Source organism: Treponema parvum (assembly GCF_017893965.1).
Lineage (GTDB): Bacteria > Spirochaetota > Spirochaetia > Treponematales > Treponemataceae > Treponema_D > Treponema_D parvum.
The window spans coordinates 1,892,294-1,914,082 of record NZ_CP054142.1; the positions used below are offsets into that span (position 1 = coordinate 1,892,294).

The following is a 21,789-nucleotide window of genomic DNA, read 5'->3' on the forward strand; positions in this document are numbered from 1 at the left end:
AATTATAAATCTTATTGTAAAAACTTTGAAAAGTCTTGTATACACCGGCATTGCCTCATAGATTTTATTCCGTGCCGCACGATTTTTTTATGCTGCAAGACTTTAAGAACTCCGCTTCTTCCGCGGTCAACTCTCGATATTCGCCCGGTTTAAGAAAAGGATCAAGATTAAGATTGCCTATTGAAAGGCGCTTAAGATAGACAACCTTGTTGGAAAGCGCACAAAACATACGTTTTACCTGGTGATATTTTCCTTCGTGGATCGTAAGCAAAGAAAATTCATGAGCATCCGAAGCTAAAGCCGCTTCGCTGTCGGCAAGCATGAGAGCTTTTTCTTTTTCAATAAATTCCGCCTTTGCCGGAGCGCAATCAGCCTCGTCTTCATTGTCTTCGCCTTCGATGTGTATGCCGTCTGCAAAACGATTTATACACTCCGATTTTTCTGCGGTCGTCATTTTTTCTTTGAGAAAAACCAAATAAGTTTTGTCTATATGCGATTTGGGTGAAATAAGAAAATGAGTGAGACTTCCGTCGGTCGTAAAGAGTAAAAGACCTTCCGTGTCCAGGTCCAGCCGCCCGACGGTGTGAAGGGCGTCAAATTCTTTAGCGCTGCGGAATCTTTCGTCAAGCAGATCGAATACGGTCTTGTATCTTTTATCGCTTTTAGCGCTTACGTAACCAGCTGTCTTATTCATCATAAGATAAACGAATTCTCTTGCAAAAACAGGCTCGTTTTCAACACAGACTTTGTCTTTTAAAGGATCCAGATGAAAAGAACAATCCGTAACGACCTTACAGTTTATTTCGACTGCGCCGGAACGGATAATTTTTTTTACGTCTTTACGGGTGCCGAAAAAATTATTAGCTAAAAACCTGTCCAGCCGTTCAACGTTTGACGCCATTATTTTGCCGCCGGTTACATCGATCGCCTTATTTGCGGTCTTCCATAGGAATAAATTTTCTAACTTCGCATACGCTCTGATACGCAGGACGGTAAATTCTTCCGCAGGCGATCATCTCTTCAATACGATGCGCAGACCAGCCTGCAATGCGGGAAACGGCGAAAATCGGCGTAAATAATTCCCTCGGAATATTCAACATTTCGTATATAAAACCGCTGAAAAAATCAACGTTAGTGCAGATCCGTTTTTCGTCGCTGTGAATTTCATAAAGAATATCGGGCGCAAGCTTTTCGATAAGTAGGTAAAGATTATACTCGTCGAGCATTCCTTTTTCCTCCGCCAAAAACTTCGCCTTGTCGCGCATTATAACGGCGCGCGGATCGCTTATTGTGTACACGGCGTGCCCCATGCCGTAGATCAAGCCGGTCATGTCAAAGGCTTTTTTTGTCGCAATTTTATAAAGATATTCGCGGACGGCTTTTTCATCGCCCCAATCTTTTACGTTCGCCTTAATATCGTCCATCATTTCCATAACGCGGATGTTGGCTCCGCCGTGGCGTCTTCCTTTTAGAGAACCCACGGCGGCGGCAATGGCCGAATATGTATCCGTGTCCGTAGAAGACACTACGTGTACCGTTAAACTCGAATTATTGCCACCGCCGTGCTCCGCATGGACTATGAGCGAAAGATCAAGCATATGGGCTTCAAGCGGAGTGTATTCCTTGTCGTTTCTTATGAGCCGCAGAAAATTTTCCGCAGTGGAAAGTCCGGCCTTTGTGTTATGTATGTACATGCTTTTTCCGTCATAAAAACGTCTCTTAGCCTGATAAGCATAGGCCGCAAGCGATGAAAAACGCGATATGAGTTCGAGGCACTGGCGTAAAACGTTTTCCAACGAACGGTTTTCAGGATCGGGATCGTAGGAATAGCTTGCGAGCACTCCGCGCGCCATCTTATTCATTATGTCGCTTGACGGAGCCTTCATTATCATGTCTTCGGTAAAATTCGACGGCAGATTTCTTATAGAACCTAAAAGACCGCTAAATTCGTCAAGCTGCTTTTGAGTCGGAAGTTCGCCGAAGAGTAAAAGATACACGCACTGCGCATAGCCGAACTGTTTATGTTTTTCAGCATCTTTAATAATGTCGATCACATCGTATCCGCGGTATAAGAGTTTTCCGGGAACTGCGACTTTTTTTCCGTTTACGATCTCATATCCCACTACGTCTCCTATGCGTGTAAGACCTACGCACACGCCGGTTCCGTTCGCATAACGGAGGCCCCTTTTTACGTCGTATTTTTCATAAAGATCGGGATTTATAGGAGAATTTTTTTCGGACAGAACGGAAAATTTTTTCAACAATTCGGCATTTTTCTTTTTCAAAAGCAACTCCATCGGCACAGGCCAAGGCCGTGTCTAAAATTCACAAGTCTATGTATATTTATGCAGACATTTTAACAAACTATTATAATTATACAATTTTTAATATCGAAAATGCAAGTATACTGACAATTCCGCCGGGCGTGGCCGCACAAATTCTCGATTTTTTTTAAAGCCTGAGCTTATAATCCCAAGTCCGACAAAATTTCAGTGTGATCGGAAAAAACTGCGACAGTATGTTCTTCATGCGCAGACGGAAGGCCGTCAGCCGTGGCGACCGTCCAGCCGGTTTTTTCATCAAGAATAACGTCAGCAGTCCCAAGATTTATCATGGGTTCAATTGCAAGCACCATTCCCGGCTGAATGCGCGGGTTCGCCCCTCCTCCCGGAACGTTCGGAATGTTCGGATCTTCGTGAACGTCAAGTCCGACGCCGTGACCGCAGTATTCGTAAACTACTCCGTAGCCGTGTCTCTGCGCAATATCGTATACGGCTTTTGAGATGTCATGGATTCTGTTGCCTGCGATACAGGCGGCGATTCCTGCGGCAAGGCATTCTCTCGTAACTTCCACAAGTTTTTTTACCTGCGGCCTTACGTTTCCCACCATAACGGTATGCGACGAATCGCTTATAAAGCCGTTTAAATTTATACCCACGTCTATTGAAACAATGTCGCCGTCGCGAACAATCTTTTTATGCGACGGCACTCCGTGAATAACTTCCTCATTTACGCTTACACATGCAGCCCCGGGAAAATTTTCCTGATACCATGCAGGTTTTCCCCCATTGTCAAGGATAAAATGTTTGCACAGATCGTCGATCCTCTTCGTTGAAATTCCTTCTTTAACTTCAGGTATGACAACTTTGAACATGTCTGCAAGCAGACGGCAGGATTTACGTATGCCTTCGATTTCCTTATCATTTTTTAAACGGATCACAATACCTCCGAAATTCGCATCGCCGTTAAAAAGTTTAATTTCGCCCGATGAAATAATATAAGCCGACGTATCTCCGTGTGCATCGGCTTATGGCGAATTTTGGCAAAGCCAAAATACTGCGGCCTCATTAAACGGAAAGTTTTAAAGCTTCCGAGCGGCAAATTTCTGCCGTTTTGCGGTCGCCCAAGCGCTCATAAGCTTCAGCCATTTTATTTAAAAAAAACACATCATCGGCCTTACCGAGCCGAAGATCGAGAGCTCTCTCCCATATATCCAGAGCCAATTCGTCGCTCATATATCCTTCAATGTTGCGCCTTAAAATGGAACGCATTAAGTCGAGCACTTCAGGAAAAAACAGCCTGAAATACGGAAAAGAATATTCCATGCGGATTATCTGCTCGAGAAGGAGCGCCGCATCGTAATATTCCGACCTGAAGACCAACTCTTCGGATAAAATATAGCCGAAATCCATAAAATCTTCACGGGTAAACCACTTTTTCAGCGAAAAACCCGCGTGCGTCATGGACATGTATTTGAATTCCTTTACGGCTTCATCTTCGCGCTCATGCATAAGATCAAAAAAAATCAACTTTGCACGGCTTTCTTCGTCGTCGCGCGCTAAAAGCCATTCCCGATAGTCGAATTCCCTTGTCTTTTCAGTCCTGTGCCGCCGCGTAAAAAGCGTATCGTCAAAGATCTTTCTGCCGCGCACATCGGAAAGAATCCTGTACGCTTGAACGACTTTTTGAAATTCGCCGCTCTCGCGTTTTCGGGACATATCCGGATGAAGAGCCTTAGCCTTTTTTCTGTAAGCCTTTCTGATTTCGGCAGCAGAAGCATCAGGCCGGACACCGAGTATTTCGTAAAAATTTTCCAAAGTCGCATTCCGTAAAAGAAAAAGCTTAAGCCTGTTTGAAAATCTGTTCCAATCCGGACTTTCTTACGACCATAACCGAACAGTGCGCGCCGGAAATTATTTCGCCTCTGGAAGCGGAGATAACATTACGCCGCATGGAATCATAAGCGTTTATTTTCCTTCCGCCTATGAGGATGAGATCCGCGTTGAACTCATCGGCGCAGGCTATTATTTCGGACCAGACCGCGCCTTTACGCAATTCGGTCTCTATCTGAACTCCTTTTTGTTTTGCCAAATCGATTATATATTGAAGATAATGTTCTCCGTCGGCAACAAGGTTTGTCTCATAGCTTTCGCTTTCATCGGCAACAAAAAGTTTAGTCATGGTGAGCTGCTTTAAAGTCGCCGTGTCGACTACAAAAACGGCCTTTAAATTTACATGAAGCTGCTTTGCAAGCAGAATTCCGTACATCGACGCATGCATGGAAGCTTCAGATCCGTTTACGGCAACAAGCACATTTTTTAAAAGCGGGTTTAGCATTTGAAACCTTCCGTTCTATTCCTTATCAACGCTTGAGTAACTTAAAAGCAAAACGTTTTCACATTCGTACTTTTTCAAAGTACCCTGATTGTAACAGATTTTATAATAATTGTAAAATAATCGTTGCAAAAACGTGAAAAAAACGCCGAAAAAGCAATTCAAAAATATGGGGAAAACATGGCTAAATAGCTGTAAAAGCAAGTAAAAACATACTCGTTAAAGCCTCATTTATCAAATGGATCCTATGAACCCCGTAATAAAACTGAGCGCTGCGCCAGCTGCAATGGATTCTTTTTTATAGGAACAAATTTGCAGATAATCGGCATCGTCCCTAAACGTACTGAGCTTTGCTGCACGTTTTTTCAATTCGCTCAGATACGGTTCAAGATATTCTCCTATGTATCCTCCCAAAATAACATTGCAGTCCAATATGACATTAATAATATTTACCGTCGAGGCAAGGTTGTCCAAATATTCGTCCCATTTTTTTTCTAAAACTTTATTTCCTTCCGCAAGCCCCGCAAAAAAAAGTTTAAGATTGCCGTCGGTCAAGTCGGACAGTATTGAGGCGGCAAGGTAGGCGTCCACACATCCGCGCTGTCCGCAGTAACATTTTTTTCCTTTGGGGAAGAGTGGAATATGCCCTACTTCGCTGCTTTTCTGCGTATCTCCTGAATAAACTTCATCATTTATTATCATCGCCCCGCCTATATTGTTGCTCAGCATAAGGTAGAGCACATTTTTCATATTTTTGCAAATGCGGCTTTCGGCAAAGGCGGCGGCATTTGCATCATTGAAAAGCTGAATATCATAAGGCAAATACCCGGCAAATAATTCATGAGTGTTGGGCGCAAGATCAATTATCTTACTGTACAGAATATTTTTTTTATTTTTATCAACAAGGGCAGGTATTCCTATACCCACTCCTAAAATTTTATTTGTTTTGAATTTCGACTTTTTAATTTCCGATTTTATTTCATCGGCAATTTTTTTATAATAAGCCTTCGAAGGCTCAAAAGCGATCCTGTGCCGCACCGATGACATGATCTTTCCGTATAAGTTTACCGCAACTATAGTCACATGATTTCTTGTTATATCGACACCGAAAGCGATCCTTGCATCGCCTGCGATCGCGTATGTGACGGCCCGTCTTCCTCCCGTATACCCTTTGGAACCCGCTTTTCTTATAAGACCGTCCTTTATAAGCCTTTCAATGTTTTTCGTAACAGTGGGTAAACATAAGCGGAGCTGCTGTACTATGTCTTTTTTTGCGAAATTTTCGCCGTCCAGCAGCAATTTATATATTCTGGATCTGTTTATTTCCTGAATTTCAATATTTAAAGGTTTTCTTTGTTCCATAATCAATATTTTTTAATACGGATCCGTCATCCATATACGATTACGTATATGATACTTGTTTTACCGTGCCGTGACAAGTAAAATCAATTTTTGTATTTTTGAAGCGGATTCCCGTGTAAACACAAAACCATGTAATACAACAATATATGCTCACAAGGCGCGTTTCTTACGGCAAGCCGGTGCATTTCTCTCTTCTCCGATCATTTTTTAAAATTTAAAGTTGACAAATAAAATAACTGACAATAAAATTATACAAAACTGTTTTGCAAATCCGTTTATAAAAATGAAATTAAATTATAAACCCAAACGTGCTTTTTTATGACATCGGTAACCCGTCAGTGCGGGAAGAATCTGCTGCAAAGGTCGTAATACACGGGGAATTTACGGCAAAATAATAAAGAGTAGGAGGTATAACTCTATGTTTGCAGGTATTTTAATTTGTATCGTTTTTGCGATCATGGCAATTTTGATGATCACAAAAAAAATGCCGACTTTATTGGCGCTGCCTGTCATGGCGATCCTGATAGGTCTTATAGCGGGGATGCCTTTAATGAAGGGAAAAGAAAACATTTTCAGTACCATCATTGCAGGCGGCGCTACACGGCTTTCTGGCACGTATATTGCAATTCTCATAGCCTGCTGGCTGTCGCAAATTTTATACAAGACGGGAGTTACAAATACGATCATAAAAAAAGCTGCCGAATTGGGCGGAGACAGACCCATGGTCGTCGCAATCCTTATGTGTTTGGTAACGGTCTTCTTATTTACGGTACTTTTCGGAACGGGAGCCGTAGTAATGGTCGGCACAATCGTACTTCCGATCTTACTTTCGGTAGGTATTCCGCCGGTAACCGCCAGCAACATATTTTTATGCGGGGTATCGGGCGGCTATATATTAAATCCGGCAAACATGTCCGGGCTGATAAATATTACAGGTATTTCTTCTTCACAGCTGACAACTTGCGCAATCATTGTAGCCGGCGGAGAAATCATATTTTTTATTACCTTGCTCGCCATCGTAATGAAAAAGCAAGGAAAAAAATTTGCATTTTCAGCGCCGACAGTTGAGGACGGAACGGGAGTAAGCCCGAATGAAAAAACCGTAAAAGGATTTAGAGGCGTTATGGCCTGTCTTACTCCTCTTATAATAGTAGTCCTTGCTCTGATATTTAAAATAGACGCTATCGTATGTTTCTTTATAGGTATTCTTTGGATAATCATTTTTACCGTAGATAAAAATTGGTCAAAATATATGAGCATGATTACTTCCAGTTGTTACGACGGGTTTAAAGACGGCGCCCCCGCAGCCATACTGTTTGTAGGTATAGGTATGCTGCTTAAGGCCGTTACCGCTTCAATAACACAGACGGCCCTTAATCCCTTTATGATTGCAGTTACTCCCAAAACGGTAATAGGCTTTATAATCTTTGCTATAATCCTTTGCCCGCTTTCGCTTTACAGGGGACCGTTTAACATTTTCGGTTTGGGATCCGGACTTGCGGCTTCCATTATCGGACTCGGAACGTTGCCGACAATACTCATCGCCACAGTCTTTTATGCCTGTTCCAGATGGCCCGCTCAGGCAGGTCCTACGGCCACTCAAGTCGTATGGTCGTCTTCTTTTGTAGGATATGACCCCATAACTACGACAAATAAAATACAATTGCCGAATTGGATTTTCACCGCAATCACCATTGTGATGATGGCATTACTCTACGCGGGTAAGTGATCGGGAATCATAAAACCGTTTATCGGTCGGCGGCGACGTTAACTTAAGGAATTGAACGTCTAAGATAGCGCTGTTCAATTTAATCTTAAACTGTGCCAAAGAGCGCACAAAAGCGGCATTCTTGGAAATCAAAATTTCCTCGCATGCCGTTTTATAAGGGAAAAACAAAGTATGAAAGTCAGAATAGGCATTGATGTGGGAGGAACTTTTACCGATGCCATTGCAATAGACAATTCCACCTATGAACTCATCGGAGCAGTAAAAATGCCGACGACACATACTGCCAAAGAAGGCGTCGCCGCCGGAATTATTTTAGTTCTTAAAGAAATATTGGAAAAATATTCCATTTCTCCGGAAGACGTCGTGTTTATCGCACACGGAACAACGCAGGCCACAAACGCATTGCTTGAAGGTGACGTCGCCCGCGTAGGAATTCTTGCTATGGGCTCAGGCGTAGAAGGATACAAGGTCAGAGCGGATTCAAAGGTAGGAAAGATCGAGCTCGCAGACGGAAAATATCTAAACACAAGTCATAAATTCATTTCAAACGCTTCCAAAAACATGAACGATACCGTTAAAGACGGAATCGATTCTCTTGTAGCGGAGAAATCGGAGGTTATTGTAGCAACGGAAGCATTCAGCGTAGACAATCCGGAAAATGAGAATTTAGCCGTAACGATAGCTTCGTCACTGGGGATCCCCGCCACGGCCGGGAACGACGTTTCCAAACTTTACGGTCTAAAAACAAGAACAAGAACCGCCGTAATAAACGGAAGCATCCTTCCAAAAATGCTTTCTACCGCCAATATGACAGAATCAAGTATCGCAAAGACCAATATCTCGTCGCCGCTGATGATAATGAGATGTGACGGCGGAGTTATGTCAATGGAAGAAGTCCGCAAAAGGCCTATTTTGACAATCCTGTCGGGGCCTGCCGCGGGAGTAGCGGGCGCGCTGATGTATGAAAAGCTTACGGACGGAATATTTTTGGAAGTGGGAGGTACCAGCACCGACATTTCCTGCGTACGCGACGGCAGCGTTATGATACGGTACGCAGAAATCGGGGGGCATAAAACATACATCAATTCGCTTGACGTTAGGACGGTCGGCATAGGCGGCGGAAGTATGGTACTCCTTAAAAAGGACGTCGCGATAGGATGCGGCCCCAGAAGCGCTCATATCGCCGATTTAAAATATGAAGTTTATGCTTCCGAAGATGAAATAATTGACCCGCAGTTACGGACAATAAGACCGCGCCCGGACGATCCAGAATACGCCTATATCAAATGTGCCGACGGAAAAAGTTTTGCGCTTACCTTGTCGGGAGCGGCAAACATAGCCGGATACGTGGAAGAAAACGATTATGCGCGGGGCAACGTTGCGGCAGCCGTAAAAGCGTGGGAACCACTTGCGAAGAACATGAATTTAACGGTAAAAGAATGCGCAGTAAAAGTTTTGGAATTTGCAGCGGAAAAAAATGCAAAAATCGTAGATGAATTAGTAAAAAATTACGGACTTGATATGCAAAGCGTAGTTTTGGTAGGCGGAGGAGGAGGCGCTTCTTCCGTCGTTCCTTTTTTAAGCAAAAAACTCGGCTGTAAATTCCGCATTGCAAAAAACGCACAGGTTATCTCTCCAATAGGAGTTGCGATGGCGCTTGTCAGAGATATGGTAGAGCGAACCGTAGCAAAACCGACGGAACAGGACGTCATTTCAATAAGGGAAGAAGCGTTTACTAAAGCGGTGCGTTCGGGAGCCGCTCCGGACAGTGTAGAAGTTAAAATAGAAATAAACGCCAGAGAGAATAAACTGAGAGCTGTGGCCATAGGCGCTACTGAACTCAGGACAAAGGATATTTCCGGAACAAAAAAGACGGAAGCCCAACTGATTTCGATAGTAGCGGACAATGCAAAAGTCGAACCGGAAAGCGTTAAAACGGTTGCAAATAACGGCAAATATTATGCAATGCAGTTTAGCCGCAAAATAAAAAGTTTTATATTTTTCAAAAAAAATATAAATTCGGTGCGATTGGTAGATACCGACGGCATAATTCGCATACAGAGAAAAGACGGCTTTATACATTCATGTAAGGCAAAAGACGCCGTTCGGTTTTTAAACAACATTGTCGACGAATACACGATTACAGGAGACGGCGGAGACGAAACACCGAACATATTCATAGCGACGGAAAGCCGGATAATCGATCTTTCAGGTATGCAGAATAAAAAACAGCTTGAAGCTTTAGCGCAAACGGAATTGAGCGGCTCCGATCCTACCGATACGATTCTTTTCCTTTGCACATATAAAACGTCTAATGAAAGGGCTTAAAGTGGGTAATATGAAAAACTTTCCTTTCCCCGACCGCGTATCTTCACGGGAAGAGTTAAAACGGGATATTCTATATCGAAGAATACCTGCGGAAGAGCGTACTGCAATTTGCGATACCGCTTGGGACATAGGCGTCCGGACGGCAAAGACAATCCTGAAAAAATCTAAAAATGATATTAGGGGGATCATTGCTTCACATAAATTAGATATAAAATGGGAAGATACGGATAAGGTCGTAGGGAATATTAGATTTTTTGGCGAATACCTTGTAAATAAAAATCTGATCGTCATGTATACCCAAAGTATAGCCAAATGGGCAAAAGAAAACGGTATTTCAAACAGACAGGCACAAGATTTGATACTGGCGCACGAATTCTTTCATTTTTTGGAAGTCAGTAAGATAGGCTCGGTTTCAGATCAATACAGTATTCCCGTATTAAAAATAGGATCGCGCGTCTTGCTTTACGGCTCAATTAAGGCCTTATCCGAAATAGGCGCGCACGGCTTTAGCAGAACATATTTTGATTTATACAGAAACAGGATGGAATACGTTTAACGGCATGGCGCCGTAGGCAAAAATATAAAAAAATGGAGCGTTAATATGAAACTGACTAAAACATATGACGTAGCTGTAATAGGCGGCGGACCGGGAGGCATTGCCGCGGCAATAAGTGCAGCTCGCAACGGCGCAAGCGTAATCCTTGCGGAAAGGAACGGATACTTAGGGGGCCAACTCGGTTCGGGCTTACCCTTTCTTGCATTTTTGGATCGAAAGCAACGCCAAGTGATAGGCGGTGTTGCGCAGGAATTTGTCGACAGACTTTCCAAACTTAACGGGACACACGGTCATACATACTGTCCGTTTCATATTTCAACCACTGTCATACACCCTTTTTTGGCAAGAATAATTTGCTTTGAAATGGCAAAAGAAACGGGGATAGATCTTTTAATGCACTGTGAATTATCCGACGTTAAGGTTTCAGGCGGTAAAATAAAATCCGTTACACTGTCAGGAAAAGGGGAACACATAGAAATCGAGGCGAATATATTTATAGACGCTACGGGAGACGGAGATTTGGGTTTTGCGGCAGGCGCATCCTTTAACAAGGGGCAGGAAAAAGACAATGTGCTTCAACCTCCTACCCTTATGTTCAATCTGGGCGGCGTGGACTTTGAAGCCTTTTGTGATTTTATTGCAGAACATCCGGAAGAGCTTCCTTACGGGCTAAAGATGAATAATTTACGTGAAGGATATAATGCGGAGTTTTTTAGGAACAATCCTAGTTTTATTTTTTTCGGTATGCAAAATTTAATAAAAAAACTTCGTAAAGAAGGCAAGTGCCCGGTTGCCAGAGACACCGTTATTTTTATCCGTCAGCCCATTCCGGGAGAAGTGGCCGTAAACACCATACGGATTCTTAATTTCGACGGATCCAGCGTAGCGGATCTAAGCAGAGGCGAACTTGAAGCTCATTTACAAATTTTGCCCTTGATCGATATGTTTAGAGACTTTGTGCCGGGATTTAAAAACTGTTATCTGACTTCCATAAATTCTTCCATCGGCGTAAGGGAAAGCCGCCGCATTTTAGGACACAAAATCTTATCACACAAAGATTGTTTGGACGGTATTGTAAGCGAAGATTCCATTGCCCTATGCAGCTATTTTATAGACATTCACAGCGGCACGTCCGATGACACTACGGGAATAACGGTTGAAGAGCCCTTCGGGATCCCTTATCTTTGCTTGGTATCTAAGGACGTTGATAATTTAATGATGAGCGGACGCTGTATCAGCGTAGATCCCATTGCCTTCGGAGCAACGCGTATAATGAACGTGTGCATGGCGGTAGGACAAGCGTGCGGTACCGCAGCGTCGATGGCGACATCCTGTGCCCTTAGTCCTAAAGAGGTCGACGTAGAAAAACTGCGCATAAAAATTGCCGAACAAGGTGCAATTTTAAAAGTATAAACATAGCGCAAATTGCGCATAAAAAAACTTTTCAGATATCGCAACAGGCTTAAAGCTTAGCTGAAGGTTGCTGGAAGCTTCGCTGCAGAAGTCTGCAAAAGTTTTTTAGGAGGAAATTATGGGAATTCCAAAAACAATGAAAGCATTGGTAGCTTACAGCAAAACGGATTACCGGCTTGAAACAAATTATCCCGTTCCCGAATGCGGAGACGACGATATCATCATCAAAACGGAAGGCTGCGGAATTTGCGCCGGAGATCTTAAATGCAAGCACGGCGCCGCAATGTTTTGGGGAGATGAAATTCAACCTTCATGGGTAGAACCGCCGTTCATACCCGGACATGAATTTCTAGGCCGCATAGTTGAAATAGGAAAAAATGTTAAAAATTTTAAAATAGGCGACAGGGTGATTCCTGAGCAGATCGTCCCTTGCGGCGAATGCCGTTTTTGTAAAGACGGACATTATTGGATGTGCCAGCCCCATCGTATTTTAGGTTTTTTCAACAGCTGTAACGGCGGAATGGCCGAGTATGTGAAGCTTTCTAAAAATACAATAGTTCACAAAATACCCGACAAAACACCGCTCGAAGCGGCGCTTTTAATAGAGCCTTTTGCCTGTTCAAAACACTGCGTAGACAGAGCGGAAATAAAAGCTGAGGATATTTTAGTCATATCCGGTGCGGGAACGCTGGGGCTGGGTATGGTTACCTATGCTCGATCGCGAAATCCTAAAAAAATAATAACATTGGATCTGGTTGACGACAGGCTCAACAAGGCAAAAGAACTCGGATCGGATTTGGTATGGAATCCTAAAAAAACTGATGTGATCGCCGAAATAATGAAACTCACAGACGGTTACGGATGTGATATTTATATTGAAGCTACGGGAGCTCCGGCATCGGTAGTACAGGGCATGAAAATGATCCGTAAACTCGGAAGGTTTATAGAATTTTCCGTTTTCGCCGAGCAAACTTCGCTTGACTGGTCAATAATAGGCGACAGAAAAGAATTGGACGTAAGAGGATCCCATTTAAGCCCGTATTGTTATCCCTATGTCATAGAAAATATCACAAACGGTAAATTAAAAACCGACGGTATAGTGAGCTCCGTTTTTAAACTGGAAGACTGGGAATCCGCCTTTGAATATGCAGGCGGCAAACACGGCGACTATAAGGTGGCTTTTAAATTCTGATCCTTAAAACCCGTCACCGCAGAAAGCCTTCGGCTTATCGGGGATGTGAAAAAGCATTCAACTTTTGAAACATCCCCTTTATGCCTTTCGGCGCTTTAGCGACTTAAGGACAAAAACACTTTCGCGTTCGCGCTCTTCAAGCACGCTTTCTATATACTTTTTTGTATCCCAAGCCTGCGGAATGACCATTTTATTGAGCGCATTTACACGGCGTTGAGTCTTTTTGACTTCTCCCGCAAGGCGCCACACTATCGTTCTGATCGAAGCCATCTGCGCAAGCAGCGTGAGCAGTTTAAAAAACTCCGCCATAACCTTATCGCTTTCGGCGAGAGTTCCCAAAAACGAATAAAATAAGCGTTGAGGCGGCAGTTCCACGTCTATTGAATGAAACTTCATGCCCCCGATAGTGACGGGTTTTTCTTTTATCGTAAAATCATATTGAACGGAATGAGACAGCTGTTCCATGCGGTCCATGCCTGCGGCTATAAGCATTTTTTTTAACGCAGGATAAGCTTTCGTTACAACCTTGTCTATATCGCGTTCAAGCAGTTTTACGCGTTCCACCATGTGCATAAGTTCCATGACGAGAATTTCGCGTTTTTGCTCGAGCAAATCGTACCCGCTTTGCGAAACGGCCAGCTGCTCGTTCATCTTAAGCAAATTCGATTTTGTAGGTGCAATGTTAAGTTTCGCCATTTTACGCCGCTTTGCCGTCCCGCTTATGTTTCTTTTGCAGGCATGTACTTATCGATCATATCGCTCTTTATGCGATACAGATCCTCACGCGGCAAACCGGAAAGGAGCTTCCATCCGATGTCCAATGTCTGTTCTATAGTGCGGTTTTCATATTCATCCTGGCAAAAGAATTTCTGTTCAAGTTCTTCGCCGAAATGCAAATAACACTTATCCGATTCCGAAAGTTCTTCTTCGCCGATGATCGCCGCAAGATTTCTTATGGACTTTACCTTTGAGTAAGCCGCAAACAATTGCGCCGAAACGGCGGCATGGTCTTCCCTTGTCATCTTATCGCCGATACCGTCTTTCATTAGACGCGAAAGGCTCGGGAGTCCCGCCACAGGCGGATACATTCCCTTTTGCGACATTTCACGATCAAGGACTATCTGCCCTTCCGTGATATAGCCTGTAAGATCGGGGATCGGATGGCTTATGTCGTCGTTAGGCATTGTGAGAATAGGGATCTGAGTTATAGAACCTTCGGAATCTTTTATTCGGCCGGCGCGCTCATAAAGTTCCGCAAGATCGGAATACAGATAGCCGGGATAGCCCTTTCGTCCGGGAACTTCTCCGCGCGTAGTAGATATTTCCCGCAAGGCCTCGCAATAGTTTGTCATATCGGTCATTACGACAAGAACGTGCATTCCTTTTTTATATGCCAAATATTCCGCCGCCGTAAGAGCGCACCTTGGCGTTATTATGCGTTCAATTGAAGGAGCGTCCGCCAAAGACTGAAACATGACGACCTTTGCCAAAACTCCCGATTCCTCAAAAGTGTCTATAAAAAAACGCGCTACGTCGTATTTTATGCCCATTCCTGCAAAGACCATCACAAACTGGCTGTCGCTGTTTTTAAGCCTGGCCTGCCGTATGATCTGCGCCGCAAGTTTATTGTGAGGAAGTCCGTTTCCGCTGAATATGGGCAGCTTTTGTCCGCGTATAAGCGTATTCATCCCGTCTATCGATGAAATTCCGGTTTGAATAAAATCTCTGGGGTAAATGCGCGCATACGGGTTTATGGGATCGCCGTTTACATTTACGCTTTCGTCTGAAATTATTTTAGGATAGCCGTCAATAGGTTCTCCCAATCCGTTGAAAATTCGTCCCAAAAGCCCTTCGCCTACGCGGAGTTCAAGCGGCCGATCCAAAAATTCGAACGTGGTTCTGCCTAAATCAAGACCTGTGGTCGAACCGAAGATCTGTACCACGGCCGCCTCGTCTGAAATATCTATAATGCGTCCCGTGCGTTTTTCGCCGCTGCGGTCGCGTACGTAAACGGTTTCTCCGTAAAAAACATTTTCAGTGCGGCGGACAATCATAATAGGTCCGTCTATAGAATTTAGTCCGCGATATTCTATTCCTTTCATGCAATACCCACTTTATGATAGATCTTTTCAAGCTCGCTCATCTGCGTATCAAGATGTCCCTCTATTTCCTTGATCTTATCGAGCCGGTCGTTGGGAATTTCCGATTTTATGCGCGTAATCTCTTCTTTTACGGGAAGGGCGTTTACCCTTACGAGCGGAGCACCTTCCTTTATGACGGCAAGCGCACGGCGGTAAAAATCCATCATGAGAACAAGAATTGCGATCTGTTTTTCCGAAATGCAATAAGTATCGATAGGATCAAAAGAATTCTGCTGTAAAAATCCGTTTTTTATCATATCCGCTACGGCAAGAAGAAGTCTCTCGGCTTCGGGCAAGGCGTCAGGCCCTATAAGACGGACGATCTGCTGCAGACGCTGCTCTTTTTTAAGCAGATCGAGGGCTTCTAGTCTGACCGTCGCCCATTCGGGATCGTGCTTTTCCCACCAGTCCTTAACTTCGTCAGCATATTCGGAGTATGAATCTATCCAGCTTATCGCAGGATAGTGCCGCGCGTTTGCAAGTTCTCTGTCGAGCCCCCAAAAACAGCGTATAAAACGCTTCGTATGCTGCGTAACAGGTTCGGAAAAATCTCCGCCGGGAGGCGATACCGCTCCGATTACCGAAACCGAGCCCTCTTTTCCGCAAAGCGAAGTTACCCTTCCCGCTCTTTCATAAAATTCGGCAAGACGCGTTGGAAGATAAGCCGGAAATCCTTCTTCCGCAGGCATTTCTTCCATTCGACCGGAAAGCTCGCGAAGAGCTTCTGCCCAGCGGCTTGTAGAATCGGCCATTATAGCTACGGCCATACCCATGTCGCGGTAATACTCCGCAAGCGTAATACCCGAATAAAGGGAAACTTCGCGCGCCGCTACGGGCATGTTCGAAGTGTTAGCAATGAGAATCGTTCTTTCCATAAGGGAGCGTCCCGTTCTGGGATCCACTATCTCGGGAAATTCGTTTAAAACTTCGGTCATTTCGTTGCCGCGCTCTCCGCACCCTATGTATACGATCAAGTCCGCGTCGCACCACTTTGCTATAGCGTGCTGCGTCATGGTTTTACCGGTACCGAAACCGCCGGGGATAGCAGCCGTTCCCCCTTTCGAAAGCGGAAAAAATACGTCGATCACACGAAGACCGGTAACAAGCGGCTCCGTAACCGAAAGTTTTTGCATATACGGACGCGGCTTTCTCACAGGCCAATACTGCGAAAGTTTTATCTCTTCATCCAATTCCGTTGTGCCGATGACGTCTTCAATCGTATAATCGCCGCTTCCTGCAAATGTTTTAAGCGTACGACCGCGCACGGTCGGAGGAACCGCAATTGTATGAACTATGGAATTTGTTTCCTGCACGACGCCCAAGACGGCTCCGGGAAAAATTGCAGAACCGGCCGTTATTTTGCTTCCGTCGGAGACGGATCCCTGCTCAAAATGCCACTTCTTTTCAACGTCAAGAGGTTTTGTCCGTTGACCCGGCAAAAGAAAAGCGCCGCCGTCTTCATACATGGATTTAAGAGGCCTCTGGATACCGTCGTAGATAGTACCCACAAGCCCCGGTCCCAGTCGCAGCGAAAGAGGACGCTCTATACAGACAACCTTTTCGCCTACGTGAAGCCCTGTCACATCTTCATAGACCTGAAGCGTGGCCTTTCCCCTGTCCTGACGGATTATCTCGCCTATAAGCTCTTTTTCGCCCACGTTTACTACGTCGTAAAGACCGCAGCCGTCAAGACCTTCGGCAAATACTATAGGACCAGATATGCGAGTGATTCTTCCTTCAATCATTCAGGCAACCTCCCGCCGAACAAAGTTTCCGCAAGTTTTTTGCTTTGCGTTTCTTCTATTTCGGAAACCAATTCTTCCAAAGTAAGGCGACAGCGCACGGACTTGTCTTCCGACTCAAGAATAACTCCTTCATGTATACTTATTCCGCCGGTTTCCATTTGTCCGGTCTTTTCAAAGGTAGTCTCTTTGCAAGAGATCAAATCGCTTCCTAAAACCGAAAGAAAATATTTTTTTGCATATTCCGCGTTAAAACCATAAACAAGAGCATTTATCTTTTTTCCCGTTATATTACCTTTTAGCTTATTAAAAAGAATTTTTATAAGCTCGAAGCGTTTTTCTTGGGACATAGTTTTCAAATAAGAATCTATTGAAGAAGAGACCGCATCTTCTATAAAAGAAGCCAGAAACCTTCCTTTTTCAATAGGGAGAGCCGCTTCGGTATCGTGTAAAAACTTCTTAATCTTTTGCTCGTACAGGTCGCCCTGCTCTTTTGCGGCGCCTTCCAGACGCGTTGCAACTCCGTCGAGTATGCGCTGCGCTTCACGATCCGCATCAGCTAAAATTTTTTCAGCTTTTTTTCTTGCATCGGCCTGTATTTCTTTATCAAGAATTTCGGTCGAACGTAATTCTTCCATGCTGTGTTACCTTATAAAACGATCCTGCTTTAAACTTTTACGCCGATCGCTTCTCTTATTGCCTCAGTCAATGTTTTTTTGCCCTGCAGATGCCCTTGAATGCCGGGAATCTCGACTATAAGCGGATAATCGCCTTTTTTTTGCCATTCAAGAACTTCGCTTTCGAGCATTACCGTAATGTTTTCGGTCAAAATCAGAACCTTAGGGCGGCCGCCTTCTATCGGAGTAGATAAAACGCCGCCTCTTCCTGTTACTCTGTTAAACGCTTCGAGCGCTTCGTTCCGGTTTACGGCCGCCGTTCCTTGAACGCCTACAAGAGCAAACGCAAGGACTAGCTCCCTTTCACCGATTATAAAATATTCCATTATTGAATAATGATAAGCAGCGCTACGAGGAATCCCCACAGGCAAATACCTTCCGCAAGCCCTACGAACGGCAGCGCCTTACCTGAAAGTTCCGCATTCTCGCTCATCGCGCCCATGGCGGCGGCGCCTATCTTGCCTACGGCCATTCCGCCTCCTATGCAAGCGATTCCTACGGCAAGAGCGGCCGCAAAATATTTAAGCACCGAACCTCTCACGGCTGAAGACGCACTTCCCTGTGCAAAAAGAACTGCTCCACACAACATAACCTGAACAAATACAAATAATCTCTTATTCATACTATAAACACCCCTACACCTTATAAAGATCTGTTTTTAATGTAAAACCGCGTCAAGGCGGTATATTTGCATATTTTATGTATAATAAAATCCGAAAGGTTTAAATTCTCTTCCCGTCTCGTTAAAGAATTTCGAAAAGAATTCGTAATATTGCAGACGGATCACTTGAATGGCTACGATCATTCCTTCCAAAACTATTACCGTAGCGTTACCCAAGATTAAGATCGCAATGCCGCCCGCTCCGCCTGCAAGATGCGTCATAGTGTTAATTATATAGCCTAAAACCGCATGCGACAGGGCGAAAGCGCCTACGCGCATAAAACTTATCGTGTTTGAAAGATAATTCGAAATAACTTCAATCACTTCAACCAAGCCCGCTATAACCGCCGCTCCGAACCCGTTTTCAAATACGGGGTGGCGCCCTTCGATGAGGCGTTCCAAAATTTCACCGTATGCCGCGCCGAACAGGGTAAGCCCAATGATAACCCAGTCGTAGATTTCGGGAACATGTCCGAAAGCCGCAAGCCTTACCGCAAAGACTATCACATACCAGAAAAAAAGCGCTCCGGAGAGTCCCGTCTTGCCGAAGAGAGCGCCGCCCCAATGTTTCCGGTTAAACTGATTTATTATGTTGATAATTAGCCCGCAAGTATTGATGACAAATCCTACCGCGATGGAAAATCCGAAAAACATAAACATGTTTTTTATTGATTGCGGATCCGAAGCCGGGCGCATAGGCAGGATTGGAGATCTCGACGTGCCGAAAAGCCCCGTAACGTAATGAGCGAACGGTTCCAAAAGAGTTTCGTTTGAAAAAAATTCTCCGGTTAAAAGTCCCATTATGGAAGAACTCACTCCTATAGCCATAAAGACGGGAGCAAATTTATTCCAACCGCCTACTTTAACGATCTTTTTAGCTAAAAGCAGCCCGAACAATAAAAAGACAAGCCCCTGTCCCAGATCGCCGAACATGATACCGAAAAGCAGCGTAAAAAACAACGCGACGAAGGGCGTAGGATCGACGGAGCCGTAAACGGGAGATCCGTAACTGAAGATCATTCTGCCGAAGGCGCCTACGAGTTTTCCGTGTTTAAGCTGTACGGGAACCTGCTGGCGTCCGGATATGACGGCGGGAATTTCCGAAGGTTTGTATTCCCGTATCGCAATCCTGCCTTCAGTGAGCACATCCAGATCATGCATGATCTGCTGAGTCGCATACGCGGGAATCCATCCCGTAATGCGATAAACCATGTGTGTAGCCTCAAGCCTGTTTTCCATCTCACGCACTTGTTTTGCTATCGAAAAGACGCCCAAAAGATGCAAAAGCATATCCTTATGGGTGTCCGTAAAATTCTTTCTCTCTTCGGAAACGACGGCAAGCTGTTTTTCAGCCTCGGAGGACTTGGTTTTGAGACCTTCGAGAACGTCGTCAGGAATGCCTTTAAAATCCTTAGGAATTTCCATTTCTACAAAACCGTGCCGCTTTAATTCCGAGTCAAGAGCAAATCGTCCCTTTTTGGACGACGCCGCGAGTATGCGCGACTTATCGTCACCGAGTTGTATTATGGCGGCTCTGTCTCCGACGGCGAATTTAAGTTCATCAACCAGCGAAGGATCGATCTTTCCTATGCGCAATGTAAGAAAAGAAAGGTGTTCAAGATCGGAATATGAAGCCTTCAAATTTGAAAAAGCCAGAGCTTCTCTGTAAGCTTCTTTTACGTGCCGAGCGTTTTCGGTCACTTCTTTTTCCCTTTCTTTAAGTTCGTCTACGGCCGACAAAAAATTTTGAGCTTTATCGTAGTCGTCGCGATCGGGAAGAGAACAATCCAGTACGTCGCTTCTGTCTTGAATGTTCAGATATGCGCGGCACTGCTGCAAAGAGGAAAAAATTTCATGTTCTTTATCGTTCTTCGTGTTTTCATCGGATACATTTTCATAAGAGGAAATTTGATTTTCAAATTGAAAAACGGCGCGTTTACCTAAAAACTCGATTATGCGTGCAATATCCTGTTTTAATACCATCAGCTCAACAAGCCGCATCTGCGTCGTTCTTGCCATCCTCTACCTCTGCTTCGCCGGCGCAATACCGGCCAATTCCATTACCTGTGTCTCATCGACGCCCATACGCAGCGCTTCGGATGCGGCGCAGACAGTTTCATATTCATTCTGCTTGATCTTAAACCAGCATACCATGACCATAGCCGTCAGCGGATACTGATGCATTTTTTTTAACGCCTTTCGATTAAAAATTCTGCGGAAATACTGTTCAACCCAGCACGGATCCAACGTCCACTCGCCCCCCTCTTCATGAGGATTAAGAGCGTCTTCATATTTCCAGCCGCTCCAGTCCGAATAGGCGTTTATATCCTTATCGAGGATAGAGAGCGCTAGAGCGGCGAACAAATCTTTTTCATTCTTATGATCGTCGGCAAATATCAACTGAGCAATAATATCATCTTTTTTCATATCGTAATAGACTTTAAGACGCATCGCCCAAATAATATTTTTAAAAATTATGTCCTCAAGTATAAAATCGCGCACAAACGGGCGCTCCGAACGCGGAAGCTCGTCTATGGACTTCCAAAGATTTTTTACGTACTGAAAATCAAGCCTTTTGTCCAAGGCCTGCATATCCTGAGCGGAAGGAATTCTATCGTACCAATAAAAAGGCGTGTTTTCCGTAATCTTAACCAAATCGGGCCATTCCTTATAATTTATTATATTATAAGGACTTACGTCTATCACTTGTGGCATGTTTTTTTCATTTTTGGAAAGAGCGGTCGCAATGCTTTTTAAATTCTCATAATCGTAATACTGCAAAAGCGACAAAGACACCGCGTCGGGTTTGGGATACATAGCCAGCAATTTTTTGTATTGTAAAATAAATTCCTGCAAAGCCTTTCTTTCGATCTCTTCGGCAAGCACTTGGCCGGGTACCGAAGGCATTTCTTGTGTAAAAAGAAGCGCCCACAATTCAGGCAGAGAATGTACTGAAAATAACTTTATTGCTTTAGGCCCTACAAACGATTTTTGTAGCATTCCGTTTGCCTTTGCATTTACATATGCGGCAGCATCAGAACGACTCATTTTTTATCCTTACACCGCAAACAAAACGGAATCCAACAATGCGTTAAAAGCGAAAACGTCCTTTTGAATTTTGCTTACGCCGGATTTATAAGAGTCAAGAGCCTCGTTGTGAGAGGCCTTGATTTCAGAAATCCTCGTCTGAAGATCTTTCTCCAGTTTATCGATCAGGATTGAATACTTTTTTTTATATTCCTCATCAGCTTGAGCGCGAGCCGACGTAAGGCGCTTTGACGCTTCGCCTTGAGCGTCCGAAACAAGCTGCATAGCTGTTTTTTCTACACCAAGAAGATGATCGATAGCATTCATTTCATCTTTTTCCATACTCA

Annotated in this window: 20 protein-coding genes; 5 read left to right on the forward strand and 15 right to left on the reverse strand. The window is 44.3% G+C overall.

Annotated elements, in window-relative coordinates; genetic code table 11:
• Positions 1-64: 64 nt before the first annotated feature.
• The 6 genes from HRQ91_RS08335 to HRQ91_RS08360 all read right to left on the reverse strand — a co-directional run bounded on the left by HRQ91_RS08335 (position 65) and on the right by HRQ91_RS08360 (position 5,976).
• Positions 65-901 (reverse strand): pseudouridine synthase, encoded by an 837-nt coding sequence (locus tag HRQ91_RS08335; RefSeq protein ID WP_210119113.1) that lies wholly within the window; start codon positions 899-901, stop codon positions 65-67.
• Positions 902-929: 28 nt separating this feature from the next.
• A complete protein-coding gene (locus HRQ91_RS08340) occupies positions 930-2,291 on the reverse strand; it encodes a citrate/2-methylcitrate synthase (RefSeq protein WP_476718537.1) in 1,362 nt (453 codons plus the stop codon).
• Between the two features lie 173 nt (positions 2,292-2,464).
• Entirely contained in the window at positions 2,465-3,220 is a 756-nt protein-coding gene (gene map, locus HRQ91_RS08345) for a type I methionyl aminopeptidase (protein WP_210119115.1), read from the reverse strand.
• A 127-nt stretch (positions 3,221-3,347) separates the two neighbouring features.
• Positions 3,348-4,097 (reverse strand): J domain-containing protein, encoded by a 750-nt coding sequence (locus HRQ91_RS08350; RefSeq protein WP_210119116.1) that lies wholly within the window; start codon positions 4,095-4,097, stop codon positions 3,348-3,350.
• Between the two features lie 25 nt (positions 4,098-4,122).
• Positions 4,123-4,617, reverse strand: a complete 495-nt coding sequence (locus HRQ91_RS08355; RefSeq protein WP_210119117.1) for a universal stress protein — start codon at positions 4,615-4,617, stop codon at positions 4,123-4,125.
• A 231-nt stretch (positions 4,618-4,848) separates the two neighbouring features.
• Entirely contained in the window at positions 4,849-5,976 is a 1,128-nt protein-coding gene (locus HRQ91_RS08360) for an ROK family transcriptional regulator (RefSeq protein ID WP_210119118.1), read from the reverse strand.
• A gap of 418 nt (positions 5,977-6,394) precedes the next feature.
• Between HRQ91_RS08360 and HRQ91_RS08365 the strand changes: the two genes are divergently transcribed.
• From HRQ91_RS08365 to HRQ91_RS08385, 5 genes are all read left to right on the forward strand, one after another.
• Entirely contained in the window at positions 6,395-7,705 is a 1,311-nt protein-coding gene (locus tag HRQ91_RS08365) for a C4-dicarboxylate ABC transporter (RefSeq protein WP_210119119.1), read from the forward strand.
• Between the two features lie 171 nt (positions 7,706-7,876).
• Positions 7,877-10,033 carry a hydantoinase/oxoprolinase family protein gene (locus HRQ91_RS08370; protein ID WP_210119120.1) on the forward strand — a complete coding sequence of 719 codons (2,157 nt, stop codon included), beginning with the start codon at positions 7,877-7,879 and terminating at the stop codon, positions 10,031-10,033.
• Entirely contained in the window at positions 10,020-10,589 is a 570-nt protein-coding gene (locus HRQ91_RS08375) for a hypothetical protein (RefSeq protein ID WP_210119121.1), read from the forward strand. The genes HRQ91_RS08370 and HRQ91_RS08375 overlap by 14 nt, the downstream gene beginning before the upstream one ends.
• 45 nt (positions 10,590-10,634) lie before the next feature.
• Entirely contained in the window at positions 10,635-12,002 is a 1,368-nt protein-coding gene (locus HRQ91_RS08380; protein WP_210119122.1) for an FAD-dependent oxidoreductase, read from the forward strand.
• Positions 12,003-12,120: 118 nt separating this feature from the next.
• Complete coding sequence (locus HRQ91_RS08385) at positions 12,121-13,194, forward strand: alcohol dehydrogenase catalytic domain-containing protein (protein ID WP_246473199.1); 1,074 nt, start codon at positions 12,121-12,123, stop codon at positions 13,192-13,194.
• A gap of 78 nt (positions 13,195-13,272) precedes the next feature.
• Here the strand turns inward: HRQ91_RS08385 and HRQ91_RS08390 are convergent, their stop codons facing one another.
• From HRQ91_RS08390 to HRQ91_RS08430, 9 genes are all read right to left on the reverse strand, one after another.
• A complete protein-coding gene (locus HRQ91_RS08390; protein ID WP_210119123.1) occupies positions 13,273-13,890 on the reverse strand; it encodes a V-type ATP synthase subunit D in 618 nt (205 codons plus the stop codon).
• 23 nt (positions 13,891-13,913) lie between these two features.
• Positions 13,914-15,296 (reverse strand): V-type ATP synthase subunit B, encoded by a 1,383-nt coding sequence (locus HRQ91_RS08395; protein ID WP_210119124.1) that lies wholly within the window; start codon positions 15,294-15,296, stop codon positions 13,914-13,916.
• On the reverse strand, positions 15,293-17,080 hold the full coding sequence (locus tag HRQ91_RS08400; RefSeq protein ID WP_210119125.1) for a V-type ATP synthase subunit A: 1,788 nt from the start codon (positions 17,078-17,080) through the stop codon (positions 15,293-15,295). The genes HRQ91_RS08395 and HRQ91_RS08400 overlap by 4 nt, the downstream gene beginning before the upstream one ends.
• Complete coding sequence (locus HRQ91_RS08405; protein ID WP_210119126.1) at positions 17,077-17,715, reverse strand: V-type ATP synthase subunit E family protein; 639 nt, start codon at positions 17,713-17,715, stop codon at positions 17,077-17,079. The genes HRQ91_RS08400 and HRQ91_RS08405 overlap by 4 nt, the downstream gene beginning before the upstream one ends.
• A 29-nt stretch (positions 17,716-17,744) precedes the next feature.
• Positions 17,745-18,080: a V-type ATP synthase subunit F gene (locus tag HRQ91_RS08410; protein ID WP_210119127.1), complete on the reverse strand. Its 336-nt coding sequence runs from the start codon at positions 18,078-18,080 to the stop codon at positions 17,745-17,747.
• The gene (locus HRQ91_RS08415; protein WP_210119128.1) at positions 18,080-18,376 is read right to left on the reverse strand and encodes an ATP synthase subunit C; all 297 of its coding nucleotides are present in this window, start codon (positions 18,374-18,376) and stop codon (positions 18,080-18,082) included. The genes HRQ91_RS08410 and HRQ91_RS08415 overlap by 1 nt, the downstream gene beginning before the upstream one ends.
• Positions 18,377-18,451: 75 nt before the next feature.
• Positions 18,452-20,434, reverse strand: a complete 1,983-nt coding sequence (locus tag HRQ91_RS08420; RefSeq protein WP_210119129.1) for a V-type ATP synthase subunit I — start codon at positions 20,432-20,434, stop codon at positions 18,452-18,454.
• A 3-nt stretch (positions 20,435-20,437) separates the two neighbouring features.
• Positions 20,438-21,463, reverse strand: coding sequence for a V0D/AC39 family V-type ATPase subunit (locus HRQ91_RS08425; RefSeq protein ID WP_210119130.1), 1,026 nt, complete (start codon positions 21,461-21,463; stop codon positions 20,438-20,440).
• Positions 21,464-21,472: 9 nt separating this feature from the next.
• The gene (locus HRQ91_RS08430; RefSeq protein ID WP_210118146.1) at positions 21,473-21,784 is read right to left on the reverse strand and encodes a V-type proton ATPase subunit G; all 312 of its coding nucleotides are present in this window, start codon (positions 21,782-21,784) and stop codon (positions 21,473-21,475) included.
• Positions 21,785-21,789: the final 5 nt, after the last annotated feature.